We start from the raw sequence: 20,137 nt of genomic DNA, 5'->3' as shown, positions 1-20,137 counted from the left end.
TACTTTAACGTAATAAAAACTAAAACCTCTTTTTAGTTAATACACCGTCAAATATAGTGAGGTTAAAATGGTTGAACGCGAAACCATGGAATTCGATGTTGTGGTTGTTGGCGCTGGCCCTGCAGGGCTGTCTTGCGCAATTCGACTAGCACAACAGGCACAGCAACAAGAAAAAGAACTCATGATCTGTGTCGTTGAAAAAGGCTCAGAAGTTGGCGCACATATTTTGTCTGGTGCTGTTTTTGAAACCAAAGCATTAGATGAGCTGCTACCTGATTGGAAAGAAAAAGGTGCCCCAATCACCACACAGGTCACACAAGACGATATTTATCTATTTAAAAATAAAGATAATGCCACCAGCATCCCACATATTGCGGTGCCAAAAACATTTAAAAACCATGGCAATTATATTGTATCAATGGGCAATGTATGCCGTTGGTTAGCTGAACAAGCCGAACAGCTTGGCGTAGAAATATTCCCAGGCTTTAGCGCTCACTCACTGATTGTAGAAGATAACGAAGTTAAGGGCATTATCACCGGCGATATGGGCGTTGACAAAGATGGCCAACCAAAAGACAGTTATATGCCTGGTATGGAGCTGCGCGCCAAATACACCGTATTTGCAGAGGGCTGTCGTGGTCACTTGGGTAAACAACTTATTAAGCAGTTTGCGCTTGATAAAGACGCCACACCTCAGCACTACGGCATTGGTTTTAAAGAAATTTGGCAAATTGACCCCGCCAAGCACAAAGAAGGCACTGTGGTACATGGCACAGGCTGGCCATTAGAAAATGATACTCATGGTGGCTCGTTTATGTATCATGCTGAGAATAATCAGGTGGTGGTTGGGCTTATTATCGATTTAAATTACAGCAACCCTTATTTGAGCCCTTTTGATGAGTTTCAACGCATGAAGCATCACCCAGTATTTGCCGAGGTACTAGAGGGTGGCGAACGCGTTTCTTATGGCGCTCGTGCAATTGCCAAAGGCGGCTTTCATAGCTTACCTAAAATGCATTTCCCAGGTGGTTTGTTGGTAGGCTGTGACGCCGGTACGCTCAACTTTGCCAAAATCAAAGGTAATCATACTGCAATGAAATCAGGTATGTTAGCCGCTGATAGCATCCTAGAGGCGCTAAACACTGAGCAACCAGCCGCAGATTTAACAGACTTTGCAGATAAGTTTAAGTCAAGCTGGCTATACGATGAGCTTTATCAGTCTCGTAACTTTGGCCCTGCGATCCACAAATTTGGGCGAATTTTAGGTGGCGCATATAATACCCTAGATCAAAATATCTTCTCGGGATCTTTGCCATTTACGTTCAAAGACGAGCACCATGACTATGCGACGTTAAAGCCAGCTTCAGAGTGTCAAGCAATCGACTACCCAAAACCTGATGGTAAACTCAGCTTTGACAAACTCTCGTCGGTATTTTTATCTAATACCAACCACGAAGAATCGCAGCCATGCCATTTGCAATTAGCCAATGCCAGTATTCCTATTAACGTCAACCTAGAAAAATACGCAGAGCCCGCCCAACGCTACTGCCCTGCTGGCGTGTATGAGGTGAACGAAAACGAGCAAGGTGAAAAGCAGTTCGTGATTAATGCGCAAAACTGTGTTCACTGTAAAACTTGTGATATCAAAGATCCAAGCCAAAACATCACTTGGATGACACCAGAGGGTGCGGGCGGCCCTAACTATCCAAATATGTAACTTTACTAAAATGTATCCAACCTAAATTGCAGGGGCCATCGGCCCCTTTTTACTATTGACCACCAAGCTCAGCAAAAATCTAAATATTGCATATACTTAATTAAAAACCACAGCAAGAGCAAACAGCCATGAGTGGACACTCAGAAGTCGTATTTAGATTTTTAGCCGAGCCTACCGATGTTAACTTTGGCGGCAAAGTACACGGTGGCATTGTCATGAAATGGATAGATCAGGCGGGTTATGCCTGTGCCGCCGGTTGGAGTGGCAGCTACTGCGTCACCGTTTCTGTAGCTGGAGTAAGATTCAAACGGCCCATTCTCGTTGGCCAAATTGTTGAGGTATCGGCGCAAATTGCCCATACCGGCAAAACCAGCATGCAAATATTTATTCGCGTGCGCTGTGGCGATCCACAAAAGCAATCCTTAGTTGAAAGTAACCACTGTATTATTAGCTTTATTGCCATGGATAAAGCCGGCTACCCTGTACCAGTGCCGCAATTTAAACCAAAAACCGAAGAGCAAAAAAAACTCGAGTTATACGCAATAAAAATGAAAGAAATCGCTATTGAAACAGAGTCTTTATTGCAACGTACCATTGAAGATTAACCGGTAGGTTAATAACACAACAGCCTATCACCTATCGAGCGTAGATAAACCGTACCATACGCGCTACAATCGCGGCCGCCTTTATTTAAAGTAGTGATATAACAACCGTGCAAAACTATCAAATTCAACCTATTGGCTATATCCAATCGCCCTATAAACAAAAATTTGCTATTCCACGCCAACCTCGGCTGGTGCCACAAGCAAAGGCTAAGTTGATATTTTGCGACGACTTCAACCGAGAAGAGTTTGTCCGAGGTATAGACGAGTTTAGTCATCTTTGGCTGTTGTTTCGCTTTCATGAAACCGCCGATAAAGGCTACTCTGCACTGGTTCGCCCCCCTCGTTTAGGCGGTAACGAACGCAAAGGGGTATTTGCCACCCGCGCTACTTTTCGTCCAAATGGTATTGGTATGAGCGCAGTTAAGCTTGAAGGGGTAGAATATAAAAATGGTCAATTGGCGCTGTTACTTTCTGGCATAGATTTGCTCGATGGTACCCCGATTGTTGATATCAAGCCCTATTTACCCTACTCCGACGCTTTACCTGATGCCAGCGCTGGTTTTGCAGATACTCGTCCAGAAACGCTCATGACGGTTGATTTCAGTGAGCAAGCACTTGAGTTTATAGCAAAGCAGACTCACTACCCTGAATTACAAGATTTTATTAGCAATGTGCTCAAGCAAGACCCCCGTCCTGCCTATAAAAAACAAAAACAGCAAACCCAGTTTTATGGCATGAGCTTGTACGAATTTAATATTCGCTGGCAAGTAGATGGGCAACACAATCAAGTGATTGAGATAACCCAAGAATAAACGCTTTGTGTAGCGCCCTAGCGCTGATAAACTACGCGCTAGAATTTCGAAAAACAATTACATTACGAACGGAACCATCATGCGTACCAGTCAATATATTTTGGCGACACTAAAAGAAACGCCATCAGATGCTGAAATTATCAGCCACCAGTTAATGTTACGTGCGGGTATGATCCGCAAGCTCGCTTCAGGTTTATACACTTGGCTGCCATCTGGATTAAAAGTACTGCGCAAAGTAGAACAAGTTGTGCGTGAAGAAATGGACAAAGCAGGTGCCATTGAAATGCTAATGCCCGTAATTCAGCCTGCTGATCTTTGGCAAGAGTCTGGCCGTTGGGAACAGTTTGGTCCTGAGCTGCTTCGTATTAACGACCGTCACAACCGTCCGTTCGCACTTGGCCCTACACACGAAGAAGTTATCACCGATTTTGTGCGTAAAGAGATCAACAGTTATAAGCAACTACCTATCACTTTGTACCAAGTACAAACTAAAGTACGTGATGAAGTGCGCCCTCGGTTTGGTGTTATGCGTGCCCGTGAATTCACCATGAAAGATGCGTACTCTTTCCACCTTACTGAAGAGTGTTTAGCACAAACCTATCAACGTATGCACCAAGCGTACTGCAATATTTTCGAGCGCCTTGGCCTCGATTACCGCCCTGTTATTGCAGACACTGGGTCAATTGGTGGTAGCGTATCGCATGAATTCCACGTTCTAGCAGAATCAGGTGAAGACGCTATCGCATTTAGCACTGAAAGTGACTATGCAGCAAACATCGAAAAAGCGGAAGCTCTGGCACCGACTGAATCGCGCCCTGAGCCAAGTAAAGAGTTAAACACCTTTGCAACACCACAAGCAAAAACCATTGCAGATCTCAAAGCACAGCATGGCGTTAAACCTCACCGTGGTGTTAAAACACTGATAGTTTATGGTGCTCCAGATGAAAACGAACAACGTGGTTTGGTGGCATTGATCTTACGTGGCGATCATGAGCTAAACGAGTTAAAAGCAGAAAAACATCCGCTAGTAGACTCACCGCTTGAAATGGCAAAAGAAGAAGATATTTTTGCAGCTATTGGCGCTCACCCAGGCTCACTTGGCCCTGTAGGCCTGAATATGCCAATTATTGTTGACCGCAGTGCTGCTGTTATGGCTGACTTTGTTGCCGGCGCAAATAAAGATGGCGAACACTACAGCGGTATTAACTGGGACAGAGACGTGACTGAATATGAAGTATTCGACTTGCGTAACGTTGTTGAAGGCGATCCAAGCCCATGTGGTAAAGGTACTTTGCAAATTAAGCGCGGTATTGAAGTTGGTCATATTTTCCAACTAGGTACTAAATATTCGGAAGCAATGAATGCTGGTGTACTTGGCGAAAACGGTAAAAACCAAGTGATGACTATGGGATGTTATGGCGTTGGTGTATCACGTATCGTCGCTGCAGCCATTGAGCAAAACAATGATGACTATGGCATTAAGTGGACTACCGCGCTTGCGCCATTTGAGCTTGCGATTGTACCAATGAACATGCACAAGTCTCACCGTATTCCGGATATTGCAGAGCGCCTATACAGCGAATTTAAGCAAGCTGGTATTGACGTATTGTTTGATGACCGTAAAGAGCGCCCTGGAGTAATGTTCAATGATATGGAGCTACTTGGCGTGCCCTACACCTTAGTTATTGGCGAGCGCAACTTAGATAACAACCAAGTTGAGCTTAAAAACCGCCGCACAGGTGAAAAGCAAATGCTAGACATTGAAGAAGCTGTAGCAGCTATTACTGCGCAAATTCGCGCTTAATCAACACCAAATCTAAAAGGCAGCAACTTTTGCTGCCTTTTAAAAAGCGTTACTTATACCAATTGCATTAAATTGGTATTATATACAAACTTAATCGCTGGCCACTAGAATGAGATCGGCCAACTCACTTTCATCTATTGTCAAAAAGTCTAAAATATCTTCTTTAACAGCAAGCCACTCAGGGTCTTCAGCACTAGGGTTGTTTTTTACGAATGTGGCGTGTCTAGCTATCTTTAAAATGCTCAATAATCCAAGTCCAGTACTATCAAGTTCACCAGAGCTAAATATTCCCTCAACATCATGCATATAGTAGATCACGTAAACCATAATCTTTGGTAATCCCCACTGTGCTGCCAACAACGAGCCAATGGTTGCGTGATTAGTCTTGTATGCGGCCATTTCTTCAGTCGCAGCATGGTCCCACCCGTATTCTTCAGCGGTGTCGAGAATTTTTTGATAATCGTCAAAATGCTGAACCAAAATAGGAACACCAACAAAATGAAACAAGCCAAGCATATAGGCATGATTTGCAAGATTGCTTTTATCAAGCTGATTAGCAATCATTGAGGCACACTCAGCCGTTGCCGTTTGGCTTTCCCAAAAGCTCGCCATCCCCTCGTTCTGACCGACCGTTGCTTTCAACGCGACCGCCTTTACCAAAGGCACGAGTCGCTTTAAGCCTAGGGTCATAATAGCTTGGTCAATCGACTCAATTTCCCGGTTACGACGAAAAGCAGCTGAATTTACAACCTGTAGAACAGCCGCAGAAATACCAACATCAGCGTGCAGAATTTTTGCGATTTTTGAAATATCTGGCTCAGCCTTTTTCGTCTCTTGTGAAAATTGGATTAACACTTCGGGACGAGGTGGTATAGACACATTCTTCAGTATGCTTTTTTCTGCTTTGGTTAAAGTTATTGCCATCGCCCAACACTGCGAAAATTAAACCATAATTAATGTATAGCTAACAGATATCCAACCGTCACATTTATTTTCAACTTACCAAGTAGATGACGACGACTTAATAAAACATACTAGTGGCTATTTATTTATTGTCATCGCTGTTAGTTACACGCCTTAACTGCTTTGCTCAGCAAAACATGTAATTTTTGCAACCGTGACTTTTTCTCACTGAATAGCCAATAGCCTTTAAGGTGTTTTTTGTCGTTTTGCCAAGCGCCATCTGGATCTTGTTTTTTGACAAATCCTTCTAAAGGCTTGTCACCTTTTAAATCAAAAGAAAATTGGTACATGTCAAACTTATCATAATCGAAATGATTGCCAGAGACGCTAATATTGTAAATATAAATATCTCGCAGATTAAAACGGCTCTTTATAAATTTCTTGGGCCACGAGGCCACACGACCATCTCTTAGTGCTTTGTTTTTTCTAATTTCTGTTAGTACTATTTCACAGCTGTCTTTTATATTATCTTGATAGGCTTCATAGCTGCTCGCAGTTTTTAGCTTGCGCGTTTTCTCAGTAAACGTATAAGCCACAGAGCTGAATTTGTTAATGGCACTTAAAAACTCTTTAATATACTCATCGTTGCTTTGCTGCTTAATTTTCTTTTTGGCCGTAAAAGTCCCCGAGCTGTACAAGCCTGTAAATGTTTCATAATGGCCTGTTAATACGACTTCGTTTTTACTGCCGTCAACACGCGCATCACCACACACCTTTGCATGGCCGGTGACTCTTGCTTTGCGCCCTTTCACCAATGCATCACCACAAATAACGGCTCTTCCTGTTATTCTTGCACCATTACTAACCGTTGAGAACCCGCAGATTGCCGCATTTCGACCCAGCCAAATATTATCGGAGATATCTGCATCATGAGAGACAAACCCCCCTTGAGAGGGGTTTCGGGTATTTCTGTCATTGGTGTAAAAGTACCCTTCTTCACCAGGACAAGATGGGCTTGTTGCCGCATTTACAAAGGTACTTAAAAGTGCTGTCAATAAAATCGCTAGGTACTTCATGTTAAATCTTTTTAAATTAATTTGAGTGGATACCCCATATTCGTGAAGTACACATACATTTGTTCTCAATAACGCTGGATTGCCTTTTAGTGAACTTGAGCAGCAACACACAACATTTTGCGCAGATGATTGAATACCTGATGAAATATGAGCGGTTGGATTTGGGTTAATCGCTGCTGATAATTACAAAAAACGCAATTATTCTAACATACATCGTAAAACAGCTACAACATACAAGGATGCTGTAAAACGTGTATGCTTTTAGCTTCTTTATTCACTGATAATTGGCATTGTAGACTATCATTGCAGTATGCGGGTAACCTATTAAGAGCACTTCCAGCCGAGGTCAGCTAAAAAATAAATTACTGGTTATGGCAATTTGGATTAGAAAACAGCCCTGTTGCGGTACATACTGTAAATTCTTCAACTTCTGTTACTTTACTAACTCATCCGCTTTAGGTCGCTGAAATTGACTAATTTGTCCTTAACAAACTTCTTCAGACACACGTAATGATTACATTTGGCAAGTAGCATTTCCATTACCTGCATGCTCTATAAACTATCCAACTGATTACTTGAGTAAATATCTTAAAAGTCAAACGCCTACTCTGCCTGTTCTTTGCTTTTTTTAGATTTATTTATAAGCAATTTTTCGCGCCGTCCACTGCCGATATTATTAAAGTGTGTGCTTTAAAAAACCGAACTTCAAACGTCGACAATGCGCGCTCCCCCTTTTCGACACGACACATATCTGGTTTTTATTTGCGTTTATCGCTTATAAGGTGACAATTGCTTTGGGCTGAATAACTATGTTACACAAATTAGAGTAAATATTTATTTAGGAGACTTACTATGTCTTTTAGGTTAAGAAAAACCTTACAAAGCACATTGCTAGCATTTTCTGTACTACCCGCATTTGCGCATGCGAGCAGCGGTTTACAAGCAGAAGATATTTTTGAACTTGAGTATGCAAGCGATCCACAGATCTCACCCAATGGCGAGCAGATCATTTATGTTCGCAACAGCAATGATGTGATGAAAGACGCTAAAAGACAAAACTTGTGGCTTGTTGATAGCAAATCAGGCAGCCAATCACCGCTTTTTTCAGATGAAAACCGCTATAACCAACCTAGGTGGTCACCAAGCGGAGACAAAATTGCGTTTGTAAGTAATGTATCAGGTAGCACCCAAGTGCACGTCCATTATCTAAAACAAAACCGCACGGCCTTGCTTACGCAACTAAAGTCAGGGATCAGCAACTTAACTTGGTCGCCAGATGGAAAATGGTTAGCTTTTAGCCAAAAAGTAGAAGAAAAACCAAGTGTCATTGCCAAAATGCCATCACCACCAAAGGGCGCTACATGGTCAGAGCCTGCAATAGTGATTGACCGCGCTTATTATCAAGCTGATGGCCGTGGGCTGGTAAAACCCGGATATCGGCAAATTTTTGTCTTACCCAGTGAGGGAGGAACACCACGACAACTAACTTCTGGCGATTATCACCATGGTGGCAAATTGGCTTGGCGTGCGGATTCTAAAGCCATTGTGTTTTCGGCAAACCGCATCTCAGATTGGGAATACAAGGCACTTGAAGGTGATCTGTTTGAGGTAGATTTTGACGGTGAAATTACTCAACTAACATCAGCACCTGGTCGAGAGCATTCACCCAGCTTTTCAAAAAATGGAGATCAACTTGCTTATCTAAGTGCATCGGGTGAACTTAATCCCTACCGTAACCACAAATTAAACATCATGGATTGGCAGTCTAAAAAAAGCCAGCTTGTCGCTGCGAAGTTTGACCGTTCAATACAAAATCCAACCTGGGTAGGGCGCTCTAAGCTTGCTATTTCATACGATGATCACGGTATGAAAAAGCTAGCAACAATTAGCATAAAAGGAAAAATTACCGACCTCACCGATAGCCTCTCAGGAACCACATTGGGACGGCCTTATTTGAGTGGTCAATTCAGCGCTAACTACAATGGGGAAATCGCATTTACCAAAGGCAGCAGCCAGCGCCCTGCCGATGTCGCATTAGCAACCAGCAAGGGAAAAGTGAAGCAGCTTACAGCATTAAATGAAGACCTACTGGCTCACAAACAACTTGGTAAAGTACACGAAGTTAATTATACCTCTTCATTTGATGGCGAAAAAATTCAAGGCTGGTACATTACCCCACCAAATTTCGACCCGAATAAAAAATACCCTCTGTTACTTGAGATCCATGGTGGCCCACACCTCGCCTATGGGCCTCACTTCTCAGCTGAACTACAGCGTTATGCAGCACAAGGCTATGTAGTTTTTTATGATAACCACAGAGGCAGTAGCTCATATGGCGAGCGCTTTGCTATGTTGTTGAAGTACAAATATAGCTCTAAAGAAGACTTTGCAGATCACAACTCTGGTGTCGATGCGATGTTAGACAAGGGCTTTATTGATGAAAACAACTTGTTTATTGCTGGCGGCTCAGCAGGCGGGATCGCAACCGCTTATGCGATAGGCTTAACCAACCGCTTTAATGCAGCGGTTGTTGTTAAACCCGTTATCAACTGGCTGAGTAAAGTACTAACCGCTGACAGTGGCTTAGTGCAGATCCCAACACAGTTTCCTGGCATGCCATGGGAGCATGTTGACCACTATTGGCAGCGCTCACCACTTTCACTGGTTGGCAATGTCACTACCCCAACTATGCTTATGACCGGTGAAGAAGATTTACGTACGCCGATGGCTGAAACTGAGCAGTTTTATCAAGCTTTAAAGCACCGTAAAATTGACTCAGTACTGGTTAAGATCCCTGGTGCACCGCATGGTATTGCAGGTCGACCATCGCGAATGATCAGTAAAATTGAACATACACTCGCCTGGTTTGAAAAATATAAAAAATAACTTTACCTAACCTTTAAAAGCCGCGTCATGCGGCTTTTTTATAGCGTTATATGCAATCTATACGAAACCGAATACGCTCAAATCAAGTTTTAAATTGTTTTTTCGTTTTGAAGTCCTCACTACCCATTTAAAGACAAATGCCTAGTAAATTATCGTAAATCTGTCGCATTTATGTCATGGCTTGTTCATCTATGCGCATTAATTTAGATTTTATTACGCTTGAGGCCACAGACCATGACTACAACGTATTACCCGAGTATCTGGATCTCAGATGTTCATTTAGGCTACAAGGATTGCAAAGCCGACTACTTGCTAGATTTCTTAAACAGCACGCGCTGCGATGTGCTCTATCTGGTAGGCGACATTGTTGACTTGTGGTCTATGAAGCGTCAATTCTATTGGCAACCTTCTCATTACAAAGTGCTTGAGTGCATTCAAGCAAAAGCAGAATCTGGTACACGCGTTGTGTACATTCCCGGTAACCACGACGAAACGTTTAGAAGCTATGTAGGCAAAAGCCTTTTTAATGTTGAAGTGCACAAAACCTTTATTCATACCACTTCGCTTGGAAAAAAGTTTTTATTGTTACATGGCGACGACTTTGACTCTGCTACCCGCTACAACAAGCTAATAAGCATTGCAGGCGATGCGGCTTATGACTTTTTATTATTTTTAAATCGTTGGACCAACCGAGTACGTCGCCTTTATGGCGGTCATTATTGGTCACTCGCTTCGTGGCTAAAAAATCGCGTGCATAAAGCCCGTGAAGCCATAAGCGCATTTGAATCTGCAGCTATCCATGAAGCTAAAAAGCAAGGTGTGGATGGTATCATTTGTGGCCATATTCACCAGCCAGCCATCAAAGTGCAAGATGGCATTGTGTATTGCAATGATGGCGATTGGATAGAAAATTGTACAGCGCTGGTCGAGGGCCAAAATGGTCGTATTGAGTTGCTGCACTGGTCAGATATTCAGCATGTTATCAATGTGGTAGAGCTTAACAACGAAAAAAATACCGGTAAAGCTGAAGCCGCGTAAGTGACTTATCCAACTAACTCTCTGTCAACAAAAAGCGCGATGTCCAATCGCGCTTTTTGTTTTACTGTTATGTTATCTAAACAACACTGTTTCTTTTGAAAACCATCTAACACAAAATGCCAATAGCAGCGCAGCAAGCCCCGCCGATGTAAGCACGATCATACTCAACAAGCCATAATCTACGGTGCCTTTGACGATTTCTTTAATTGCCAACGCCACATTGGTAACAGGAATGAGTGCTGTTTTGGCGTTAAGCACCATATTTGGCATCAACGAAACCACAATGGGTAAAAACACCCCCATACTTAATGGTGCCATATAGTTTTGTGCCTCTTTAAACGTGCGAGCGTAAATTGAAATCGCCAATACCAATGACGAGAAAATGGCAGCGATTGGCACCAAAAGCGCAAATATCAGCATAAAATCAACCCCCGTCACGCTTGAGAACGCAGACTTAATGGTATCAAGCTCAACAAAACTAATCGCGACCGAAACCCAAATAGCCATGCTAAGTACCGTGACCGTCGCACAGGCTAAAGAACTTAGCAACACTGTTAAAAACTTGCCTAAAACCAATTGCGTACGCGTCACGGGCGTTAGTAATAAGGTCTCTAGCGTACCTCGCTCTTTTTCACCTGCACCTAAATCAATGGCTGGGTAACTCGCGCCCATCAACACTAGAGGGATCAATAGATATGGAATAAATGCCCCTAGCTTTTCGCCGATGTTTTCACGTTTGTCAGCGGTGTCTACTTTGCTGACCTTGATTGGTTGTAAAATTGCAGTTTGCTTATTCTTATCTACGCCTAATGCTATCAATGCTTGTTCGCGTAACGAATCTGACAATTCTTTAGCAAGTGATGTGAGTCTATCGTAGATAAAGTTAATACTTTGGGCGTCATTAAATACCACTTGCCAACTTGCTTGTTCGCCAAGCGCAAGTGTTTGACTTGGATCGGCATGTAAAAACACCCCCACATCAATATCACCACGTTGCACCGCTTGCTTTAAATCAGCAATAGTCGAAAATTGTTGATCACCATCGTATTTTTTAAAGCTTTTATGATAAAAAACCCGCTCCGAAAACGCGTTGCTATGGTGTTCGTTCACTATGTAATAGGTGTGTACTTTTTGCTCAGCTTTAAGCGCCGCTTGAGAGCCTAAAAATGCTACTAAGCCCATGATCACAGGAAATATCAACATGGGCAGTGCTAACACAAAAAATAGTGTTTTTCGGTCTCTTAGCAGCTCTAATAATTCCTTTTTAAACACTTCAAACATGAGTCGCTCCTTGCAGCAAATTCATAAACGCTTGGTTTAACTCGTCACTGCTGCCCTGCTCTTTGAACTGAGCAACAGTATCATCAAAACAACTTACGCCCTTGTCTATGACACAAATTCTGTCACAGAGCAACGCTACTTCATCCAAGTGGTGCGTTGAAAATATTACTGGCGTACCCGTGCTTTTCAGCTCTCGAATAAAGTTGATCACGGTCTGGGTAGTCATTATGTCAAGGCCCGTTGTTGGCTCATCAAGCACAACCACCTCGGGTTGATGCACCACCGCTCGTGCTATGTTTGTTTTTTGTTTCATACCTGTAGATAGGTGCTCGGCACGCTTGTCTAAAAACTCCGTCATATCGAGTTTTTCAAACAGCGCATCGCATCGTGAACTAAGCTCTCGACCTTTTAAGCCATGTAACTTAGCAAAATACTCAACATTTTCACGTGCACTTAAACGCCCGTATAGCCCTGTTGAGCCAGATAAAAAACCAATTGAGCGGCGTCCAATAAGTGGCTTTTTTATTACATCTTGACCATTTATCATGATTTGCCCGCTATCGGGTTTTAATGCCGTCGATAACATGCGCAACGTCGTGGTTTTACCTGCCCCATTAGGCCCCAAAAGACCTAATACTTCTCCTTTAGCGCACGAAAAGCTGACATTTTTAACCGAATGAAAGTAACCATCATACTCTCTGATATCTTTGGACTTGCCCTTTTGCTGATGTTCTTTGGTCAATTTAAAGCGCTTTTGTAGCGCCTTGACTTCTATCATGCGTATTCCTTCGTTTTGGTCTGAAATAGTCAGTATTGTTGTAATATTCTGGGTTTTTATTGTCATCGCACCATGTCGGTACGCCTAACAAAGGTAGCGGCGACAATGCTGAGTTATCATCAAGTACACCGTGCAGGTCAATCATCTGTACTAGTAACGTATCTAGCGTGCGGTACTGTGCATTAAGGTCTAACTTAAAAAAGTTTGCCTCTACTACCACACAAAGCGCTTTGCCCGTCAGACCTATAAAAGGCTGGGTGAGCATTTCATAATTAGCATGGCCGAATATAAATGGCTTAATATCAAGCTCCCAACGATCGCGATTGTTCACAAAAACCTCACGCCATTGATGCGCCTTGAGCTGCGCGGATATTTGCTCGTCGGTCATCGCGACAATTACGCCACACTCATCAAAAAGTGTAAGCGCATTGCGGTGTTTACTGCGTTGCTTTAAACCATGTAAGTTAATTTCATCGATATGTCGTTTATTGAGTAGCGATTTGGTTTTTGGAAACAAACTCCATATCATCGCACCAAATAAGTCATGCCAATTTTGTTCTCTGGTGGGTACTTGGCCAGTCTCATAAATAATTTGCTCGTAGTAGCGAGTCTCGTCTTGCAGTTGAGCATCACTAACAAACTGAATTGCTTTCGCCTGATGATTTTGTGTTTCAACCAAGCCGTTAAGCCAATCAAAGCTGGGCCAATCAGTTTGCTCATGGAGTTTAAAAATGTGATTTAAATGCCCAAATGCACCGCCAACTAATCTATGCGGCTCAAATTTTTCTGGTGGTGTAAACTTTTTCATTGCTAACTATATAAACTGCTTTGCATCAGTTTACCCCAAGTTACTCCAAGCGCCAACGGCCCCTAAGCTTAATGGCGAGTAAACTAACGCAGTTGCTCGAATCTTTTGAAATTTTATGTTTATACTTAGCGGTCTTTAATAAATAACAAAAGAACTGCTATGAAATTAAAAATGACTCTTAGCGCTTTAACTATTGCGGTACTTAGTGGCTGTGCAAGTACAGCTTCTAATACAAGCGCAGATGTACAAGCGGCTTATAACAGCATTAATGCCGGGCAACTAGCGCAGCACATAAAAACACTCGCATCGGATGAATTTGGTGGCCGTGCACCGTCATCAAAAGGCGAAGAATTAACGCTTGCCTACTTAAGTGAACAATTTAAAGCACTGGGTTACCAGCCTGGTAATGGCGACAGCTTCTTCCAAGAGGTACCGCTCGTATCTATAGAAGCAGACTCTAACATGACGCTAGATATCGGTGGCAAAGCATATCAGTACAAAAAAGATATGGTAATGGGTACCAGTCGCATCAGCCCCTTAGAGTCAATTAAAGACTCAGAGCTAGTTTTCGTGGGGTATGGTGTAAACGCACCAGAATATAACTGGAATGACTACGAAGGCATTGATGTAAAAGGCAAAACAGTTGTTATGCTGGTAAACGATCCAGGCTTTGCGACGAAAGACGAAAGCATGTTTACTGGTGAGGCTATGACCTATTATGGCCGTTGGACATACAAGTTTGAAGAAGCAAGCCGCCAAGGCGCAGCAGGTGCAATTATTGTGCATGAAACGGCACCCGCATCATACCCTTGGAGCGTAGTAGAAAACTCTTGGAGCGGTGAGCAGTTTGGTTTTCAAAAAGCCAATAACAATATGGACCGCGTTGCCGTTGAAGGTTGGGTAACTGTTGACGTTGCAAAAGAGTTATTCGAAAAAGCAGGGTTAAACTTTGATACCGCTAAAACCAATGCTGCAAAAGGTGCCTATAACGTTGATATGGGCGACCTAACGGCGTCTGTTACCGTGAAAAGTAAAATTAAAACGTCAATCTCTTATAACTTTATCGCAACCCTTCCTGGTAGCGAAAAACCTGATGAGCACGTTATTTACTCAGCGCACTGGGACCATCTTGGCACTGATAAAAACCGCAAAGGTGACCAAATCTATAATGGAGCGCACGACAATGCCACAGGTACTGGCGGCATGATTGAAGTGGCTGAGGCGTTTGCTAAATTGCCAAATCGTCCGAACCGTTCTATGACTTTCTTGGCTGTTACCGCCGAAGAGCAAGGTCTACTTGGTTCTAAGTTTTATGCTGCAAACCCAGTGATCCCAGCAAATAAAACCGTTGCTAACATTAATATGGATAGCTTGAACTTGTTAGGTAAAGTGAAAGATATCAGTGTTGTCGGTATTGGAAAATCTTCATTAGATGGCATGCTAGCAGATGCAGCCCAAGCACAAGGGCGCGTAGTGTCTGGCGACCCAAAACCGGCATCTGGCGGGTATTATCGCTCTGATCACTTTGCATTCGCTAACATGGGCGTTCCTGCAATGTATGCAGGCGGTGGTACAGAGGCATTCGATGAACAAACTGCCGATTACCGTAAGCGCATGAGCCTAGTGCTGCGCGGCTGCTACCATCAACCCTGTGATCGCTACCGCGATGAATGGGACTTAAGTGGTGCAGTACAAGACTTACAGTTGTTCTATCAAGTCGGTTACGACATTTCGCAGCAACAAGATTGGCCAACTTGGAACGAAACCTCAGAGTTCCAACGCAAGTAATCTTGCATTGTTAATACGCAAAAAGCCAACGTAATACGTTGGCTTTTTAAATGACTTATCAATGTAATTGATTAGCAGTACATTCTGCTGAGTTCTTTAAACCACTCGGAGGTAAAGCCACCACCCGCTATCTGGCGTGTTGCTTTCTCATCTAAATGCGTTTGTGGAACTTGCTTTAGCGTTTTAATGGTCTTTTTATTTAACTTAATTGTCATTACCTGTCTCCTTTGACTCACTATAGGTCAATCTACTATGAGTTAGACACAACAAAATGTAAATAAAATGTGATAAAAAATATGACTACCACTCAAATAAATAGGCCATTTTACTAATGGTTTTAAGCGCGACACCATGTGTATTACGCTTTGCATATAAGTGCTGTAGTGATTTATCTTTTACTTCACCCACAATCACTTCTTTTACTTGATAACCCATCGCCGTCGCCGCTGCACTATAAGCTACAAATTCCCACTTTTTTATATTGGTATTATCTACAATAACCAAAGGAATACCTTCACTAAGGCCATTGATAAAGCGAGCCAAATTCAAGTTATGATACTCGGGTAGTTTAAACTTTTCGAAATGATAGTCACCCGCATCATTATAAAAATAATCGTCTGTAGAGCAGATCAAATACTGGTTTTCGTCACCAGCAACCATTTCATCTGCCAGTGTTTGTGCATAATGACTCTTACCGCACCCGGGTAAGCCTCTCAAAATAAAAACTTGTTTCATCGACAATAATGTTACCTAAACTCAGAAATATCAGTTCATAGAATAATCGACTATCATGCCATAACTTTGCAATATAATCATGGAATACCTATGTACCTCAGCTTATTAATCACTTTTAGTTACCCTTGAGAATAAAAAACCACCAAAACCGCGACTAAATCTCTGCCATCTGGCACTAACTTGTAAAAGAGTTGCAATTGAGTGTTTTTTTATTGCCTTATCAAAGGTAATATACGGTTCACGTGCCTGCACTGTTTTTTCAGGTACAATCAAATTAATTTAGGTAACTTATATCATTGGAGTGAAAATGAGCCACATAGCGATAACGGAGCTACTAAAAGGCACCGTTGCGGTAGACAGCCAAGTAACAGTTAAAGGTTGGATCCGTACACGCCGCGATTCAAAAGCAGGTATTTCTTTCTTAGCCGTTCATGACGGTTCTTGTTTTGATCCTATCCAAGCAGTTGTTCCTAATTCGCTCAATAATTATGATGAAGTTACCCGCTTAACCGCTGGTTGCTCTGTAAAGGTAACAGGCGTGTTAGTAAAATCTGAAGGTCAAGGTCAGGCATTCGAAATTCAAGCAAACTCAGTTGAAGTGCTTGGTTGGGTAGAAAACCCAGACACTTACCCAATGGCAGCAAAGCGTCACAGTATCGAATATTTGCGTGAGCATGCTCACCTTCGTCCTCGTACTAACGTCATTGGTGCAGTGACACGTGTTCGTAACTGTCTATCACAAGCCATTCACCGTTTCTTCCATGAGCAAGGCTACATGTGGATCAGCACCCCTATTATCACAGCAAGTGACTGTGAAGGTGCTGGTGAAATGTTCCGTGTATCGACACTTGATATGAACAACTTGCCGCGCACAGATAAAGGCGAAGTTGACTACTCAGAAGATTTCTTTGGTAAAGAAGCATTTTTAACGGTATCTGGTCAGCTAAATGGTGAAACATATGCCAGTGCAATGTCAAAAATCTACACATTCGGACCAACGTTCCGTGCCGAAAACTCACATACTTCTCGCCACTTAGCCGAGTTTTGGATGGTAGAGCCTGAAGTTGCATTTGCTGATCTAGAAGACATTGCAAAACTTGCTGAGAGCATGCTTAAGTATGTATTCAAAGCGGTATTAGAAGAGCGTCGTGATGATATGGAGTTTTTTGCTCAGCGTATCGAAAAGAGCGCTATCTCACGCCTAGAAGAGTTTGTTGAGAAAGACTTTGCACAAGTTGACTACACTGATGCAATTGAAATTCTCAAAGACTGTGGTAAAAAGTTTGAATTCCCTGTTAAGTGGGGTGTGGACTTGCAGTCAGAGCACGAGCGTTATTTAGCTGAAGAACACTTTAAAGCACCTGTTGTAATCAAAAACTACCCACGTGATATTAAAGCCTTCTACATGCGTCAAAACGAAGATGGCAAAACCGTTGCAGCAATGGATGTAGTGGCACCAGGCATCGGCGAGATCATCGGTGGTTCACAACGTGAAGAACGCCTAGATGTGCTTGATGCTCGCCTTGAAGAAATGGGTCTAAACAAAGAAGACTACAGCTGGTACCGCGATTTACGTCGCTACGGCACAGTACCACATTCAGGCTTTGGTCTTGGTTTTGAGCGTTTAGTTGCATACGTAACCGGTATGGGTAACGTACGTGACGTAATCGCCTTCCCACGTACTAAAGGCAGTGCTACGTACTAAGCTACACTAAAGTACGACTTTCTTAAAACCTAGGTTTGTACCTAGGTTTTTTTATTCTTGTAAGTTTTCTTAGCTTGAACCAACTTGCTTAGCTAGGAGAGTCACTTTAAAGTATGAAACCTAACCTCTGATAACAAAAAATATCCCATCTGCAACTACCTAAGTGCATGAAACTAAAACGCACATTCATTAAATTCAGATAAAATTTATGCTCCCAAACCACACGTCCCTAAAATCTTTACTTTGTAGCTTTTGCAGGTACAATGAGCGGCCTTATTTTTAACTATCTTATTGTATAATATGAAGAATTTAATAAGCACTTTGATAGCAGCTACCCTCATTAGTGCATGCTCCGACCATGACCCCGACAAAAAGCCAGATCAGCAAATCGAGCAAACTGGCAACCAAACACAAATAACGGTGAAAGAAGAGAGCTTTACTGTTACAACTAATGTCTCGTTTGGAGGTGAATTAAACCCAAAAAAAGCAGAGCTAACAACTAAAGAAAACCTAAACATAAAAATAGAAGCGTTCCAAGGCTACTTACTCGACTCAGTCTCTGGATGTAACGGGATACTGAACGAAGATATCTATACGATAAAACAATTGACTAAAGACTGCGAAGTTTCTGCCACGTTTAAGCCTCAAAAATTCACTTTATCAACCAATTCTAATGGCGGTGGTCAAATTAAGCCTACCAAAGCTATCGCTGAGTTTGGGCAAAGCTATACATTTGATATTGAACCCGACGTAGGCCACGAGCTAGCTCATGTCTCAGGTTGCAATGGGGAGCTCAACAAAAGTACTTTCGTTGTAGGTAAAGCGGTAAAAGATTGTGAGATCAGTGCAAGTTTTGAAAAGCTTCGCTATAACGTTGACGTACAAGTTAATGAGCCCTCTTTCGGCCAAGTAACAGCAAATAAAGAAAGTTTTTATCATGGCGATATCGTTCGCCTAGCCATTTCACCTAGCCAAGGACATCAACTCAAAAACGTTTTTGGTTGCAACGGTCAACTAGAAGGCAATAATTATACCACGGCCCCGCTTACCAGCGATTGTAAAGTAAACGTCACTTTCGAAAAACAACTCTATGATGTTGAAGTAGCAATCAATGACGCGTCTTATGGCTCTGTGAACATCAGCAGCGACAGCAACTTTTATCATGGCTCGATTGTACGTTTAACTTTTTACCCAAACGATGGATACCAGCTCAAAAGCGTTAATGGGTGTGACGGTCAGCTTACTGACAACACCTATACCACCGCGGAGCTTTCAAAAAATTGTTTGATAAACGTAACCTTTGAGCCACTTCAGTATAATGTCGATGTTGAAATCAATGACACTTCACTTGGCACGGTCTCTGTTGAAGAAAGCGACTTTTCTTATGGCAGTATTGTTCACTTAACCATTTCTCCCAACGAAGGCTATGAAATAAAAACCGTAACAGGTTGCAGTGGCGAACTCAGTAATAATACTTACATTACCTCGGCGCTAACGCAAAACTGTACTGTTGTTGTTGAGTTCAAACCTATCGGCAGGTTAATGCTTTCTTTTGACGATGCTTACGTAGAGTCTTGGTGGAAAAAGGCCCATCCAGTTTTGCAAAACTATGATATGAAAGCAATATTTTACATTAATGCGGATTTTGTGAAGACACAAAAACAAAGAGAATACACAGATCTTTTGTTTAAGAATGGGCATATTATCGGTCATCATTCGTGCTCCCATCAATTTGTTGGTAGTTACGAAGGAGACTATATGGCTGATGAAATTCAAAGGTGTATTGATTTTTACAAAGACTACAATCTAAAACATTTCGCTTACCCATATGGCTGGGCAGGCTGGAAAGCAGATGTGGCGGATAAACTTAAAGCTCGTTTTGAAACAGTCAGACTTTTTAACACTGTCTGGGATAGCGAAGGCGGACCATCATCACGCCCACAAGCAGCTGCCTCTATTGATGGGGTTATTATTAAAGATAATTGGCAACTTGTTTGGGCATTTTTAGAAAAGACGCGTGCAGAGGGTACAACAGCTCACTTATCATCGCATGGTGTGATCGATGATTGCGAAGCTGCAAAGCAAGGTTGGCAAATTTGCACACGAGATCTACAACTGGTGATCGATTATGCACAAAGCCTTGGTCTAGAACTTGGCCCACCAAAAGATTGGTATTAAAAACTACAGCTTTGCGCAAACAC

The 20,137-nt window shown here is 42.4% G+C and carries 16 protein-coding genes; 9 read left to right on the top strand and 7 right to left on the bottom strand.

The window, feature by feature from the left end:
- Positions 1-67 precede the first annotated feature (67 nt).
- The 4 genes from GDK41_RS07695 (at position 68) to GDK41_RS07680 (ending at position 4,938) form a co-directional block, all read left to right on the top strand.
- A complete protein-coding gene (locus GDK41_RS07695) occupies positions 68-1,717 on the top strand; it encodes an electron transfer flavoprotein-ubiquinone oxidoreductase (RefSeq protein ID WP_152085858.1) in 1,650 nt (549 codons plus the stop codon).
- Between the two features lie 128 nt (positions 1,718-1,845).
- Positions 1,846-2,322 carry an acyl-CoA thioesterase gene (locus GDK41_RS07690; protein WP_152085857.1) on the top strand — a complete coding sequence of 159 codons (477 nt, stop codon included), beginning with the start codon at positions 1,846-1,848 and terminating at the stop codon, positions 2,320-2,322.
- Positions 2,323-2,429: 107 nt separating this feature from the next.
- A complete protein-coding gene (tsaA, locus tag GDK41_RS07685) occupies positions 2,430-3,134 on the top strand; it encodes a tRNA (N6-threonylcarbamoyladenosine(37)-N6)-methyltransferase TrmO (RefSeq protein WP_152085856.1) in 705 nt (234 codons plus the stop codon).
- Positions 3,135-3,213: 79 nt separating this feature from the next.
- Positions 3,214-4,938 carry a proline--tRNA ligase gene (locus tag GDK41_RS07680; RefSeq protein ID WP_152085855.1) on the top strand — a complete coding sequence of 575 codons (1,725 nt, stop codon included), beginning with the start codon at positions 3,214-3,216 and terminating at the stop codon, positions 4,936-4,938.
- Between the two features lie 90 nt (positions 4,939-5,028).
- Here GDK41_RS07680 and GDK41_RS07675 read toward each other — a convergent pair whose 3' ends face one another.
- Together GDK41_RS07675 and GDK41_RS07670 are read right to left on the bottom strand one after the other, a co-directional pair.
- The gene (locus GDK41_RS07675; protein ID WP_152085854.1) at positions 5,029-5,862 is read right to left on the bottom strand and encodes an HDOD domain-containing protein; all 834 of its coding nucleotides are present in this window, start codon (positions 5,860-5,862) and stop codon (positions 5,029-5,031) included.
- 140 nt (positions 5,863-6,002) lie between these two features.
- Positions 6,003-6,917 carry a hypothetical protein gene (locus GDK41_RS07670; RefSeq protein ID WP_152085853.1) on the bottom strand — a complete coding sequence of 305 codons (915 nt, stop codon included), beginning with the start codon at positions 6,915-6,917 and terminating at the stop codon, positions 6,003-6,005.
- An 852-nt stretch (positions 6,918-7,769) separates the two neighbouring features.
- On the opposite strand from GDK41_RS07670, the gene GDK41_RS07665 reads away from it, so the two are divergent.
- Together GDK41_RS07665 and GDK41_RS07660 are read left to right on the top strand one after the other, a co-directional pair.
- Positions 7,770-9,803 carry a S9 family peptidase gene (locus tag GDK41_RS07665; RefSeq protein WP_152085852.1) on the top strand — a complete coding sequence of 678 codons (2,034 nt, stop codon included), beginning with the start codon at positions 7,770-7,772 and terminating at the stop codon, positions 9,801-9,803.
- Positions 9,804-10,037: 234 nt separating this feature from the next.
- Positions 10,038-10,841: a UDP-2,3-diacylglucosamine diphosphatase gene (locus tag GDK41_RS07660; protein ID WP_152085851.1), complete on the top strand. Its 804-nt coding sequence runs from the start codon at positions 10,038-10,040 to the stop codon at positions 10,839-10,841.
- Between the two features lie 72 nt (positions 10,842-10,913).
- Here the strand turns inward: GDK41_RS07660 and GDK41_RS07655 are convergent, their stop codons facing one another.
- Genes GDK41_RS07655 through GDK41_RS07645 form a run of 3 tightly spaced genes read right to left on the bottom strand, consistent with a single transcriptional unit; the run spans position 10,914 to position 13,708 of the window.
- Positions 10,914-12,122: an ABC transporter permease gene (locus tag GDK41_RS07655; RefSeq protein WP_152085850.1), complete on the bottom strand. Its 1,209-nt coding sequence runs from the start codon at positions 12,120-12,122 to the stop codon at positions 10,914-10,916.
- A complete protein-coding gene (locus GDK41_RS07650; RefSeq protein WP_152085849.1) occupies positions 12,115-12,900 on the bottom strand; it encodes an ABC transporter ATP-binding protein in 786 nt (261 codons plus the stop codon). Before GDK41_RS07650 ends, GDK41_RS07655 begins: the two co-directional genes overlap by 8 nt.
- The gene (locus tag GDK41_RS07645) at positions 12,866-13,708 is read right to left on the bottom strand and encodes a DUF3025 domain-containing protein (protein ID WP_152085848.1); all 843 of its coding nucleotides are present in this window, start codon (positions 13,706-13,708) and stop codon (positions 12,866-12,868) included. Before GDK41_RS07645 ends, GDK41_RS07650 begins: the two co-directional genes overlap by 35 nt.
- Before the next feature lie 159 nt (positions 13,709-13,867).
- Between GDK41_RS07645 and GDK41_RS07640 the strand changes: the two genes are divergently transcribed.
- Positions 13,868-15,496, top strand: a complete 1,629-nt coding sequence (locus GDK41_RS07640; protein ID WP_152085847.1) for a M28 family metallopeptidase — start codon at positions 13,868-13,870, stop codon at positions 15,494-15,496.
- A 71-nt stretch (positions 15,497-15,567) separates the two neighbouring features.
- Here the strand turns inward: GDK41_RS07640 and GDK41_RS20205 are convergent, their stop codons facing one another.
- Together GDK41_RS20205 and GDK41_RS07635 are read right to left on the bottom strand one after the other, a co-directional pair.
- Positions 15,568-15,711: a hypothetical protein gene (locus tag GDK41_RS20205; protein ID WP_172971573.1), complete on the bottom strand. Its 144-nt coding sequence runs from the start codon at positions 15,709-15,711 to the stop codon at positions 15,568-15,570.
- An 85-nt stretch (positions 15,712-15,796) separates the two neighbouring features.
- Positions 15,797-16,231 (bottom strand): AAA family ATPase, encoded by a 435-nt coding sequence (locus tag GDK41_RS07635; protein WP_152085846.1) that lies wholly within the window; start codon positions 16,229-16,231, stop codon positions 15,797-15,799.
- 307 nt (positions 16,232-16,538) lie between these two features.
- Between GDK41_RS07635 and asnS the strand changes: the two genes are divergently transcribed.
- Positions 16,539-17,936: an asparagine--tRNA ligase gene (asnS, locus tag GDK41_RS07630; protein ID WP_152085845.1), complete on the top strand. Its 1,398-nt coding sequence runs from the start codon at positions 16,539-16,541 to the stop codon at positions 17,934-17,936.
- 300 nt (positions 17,937-18,236) lie between these two features.
- Positions 18,237-20,114, top strand: a complete 1,878-nt coding sequence (locus GDK41_RS07625) for an InlB B-repeat-containing protein (protein ID WP_152085844.1) — start codon at positions 18,237-18,239, stop codon at positions 20,112-20,114.
- Positions 20,115-20,137: the final 23 nt, after the last annotated feature.

This window comes from Pseudoalteromonas sp. A25, from assembly GCF_009176705.1.
Lineage (GTDB): Bacteria > Pseudomonadota > Gammaproteobacteria > Enterobacterales > Alteromonadaceae > Pseudoalteromonas.
This window is presented reverse-complemented; position numbering and strand designations above follow the sequence as displayed.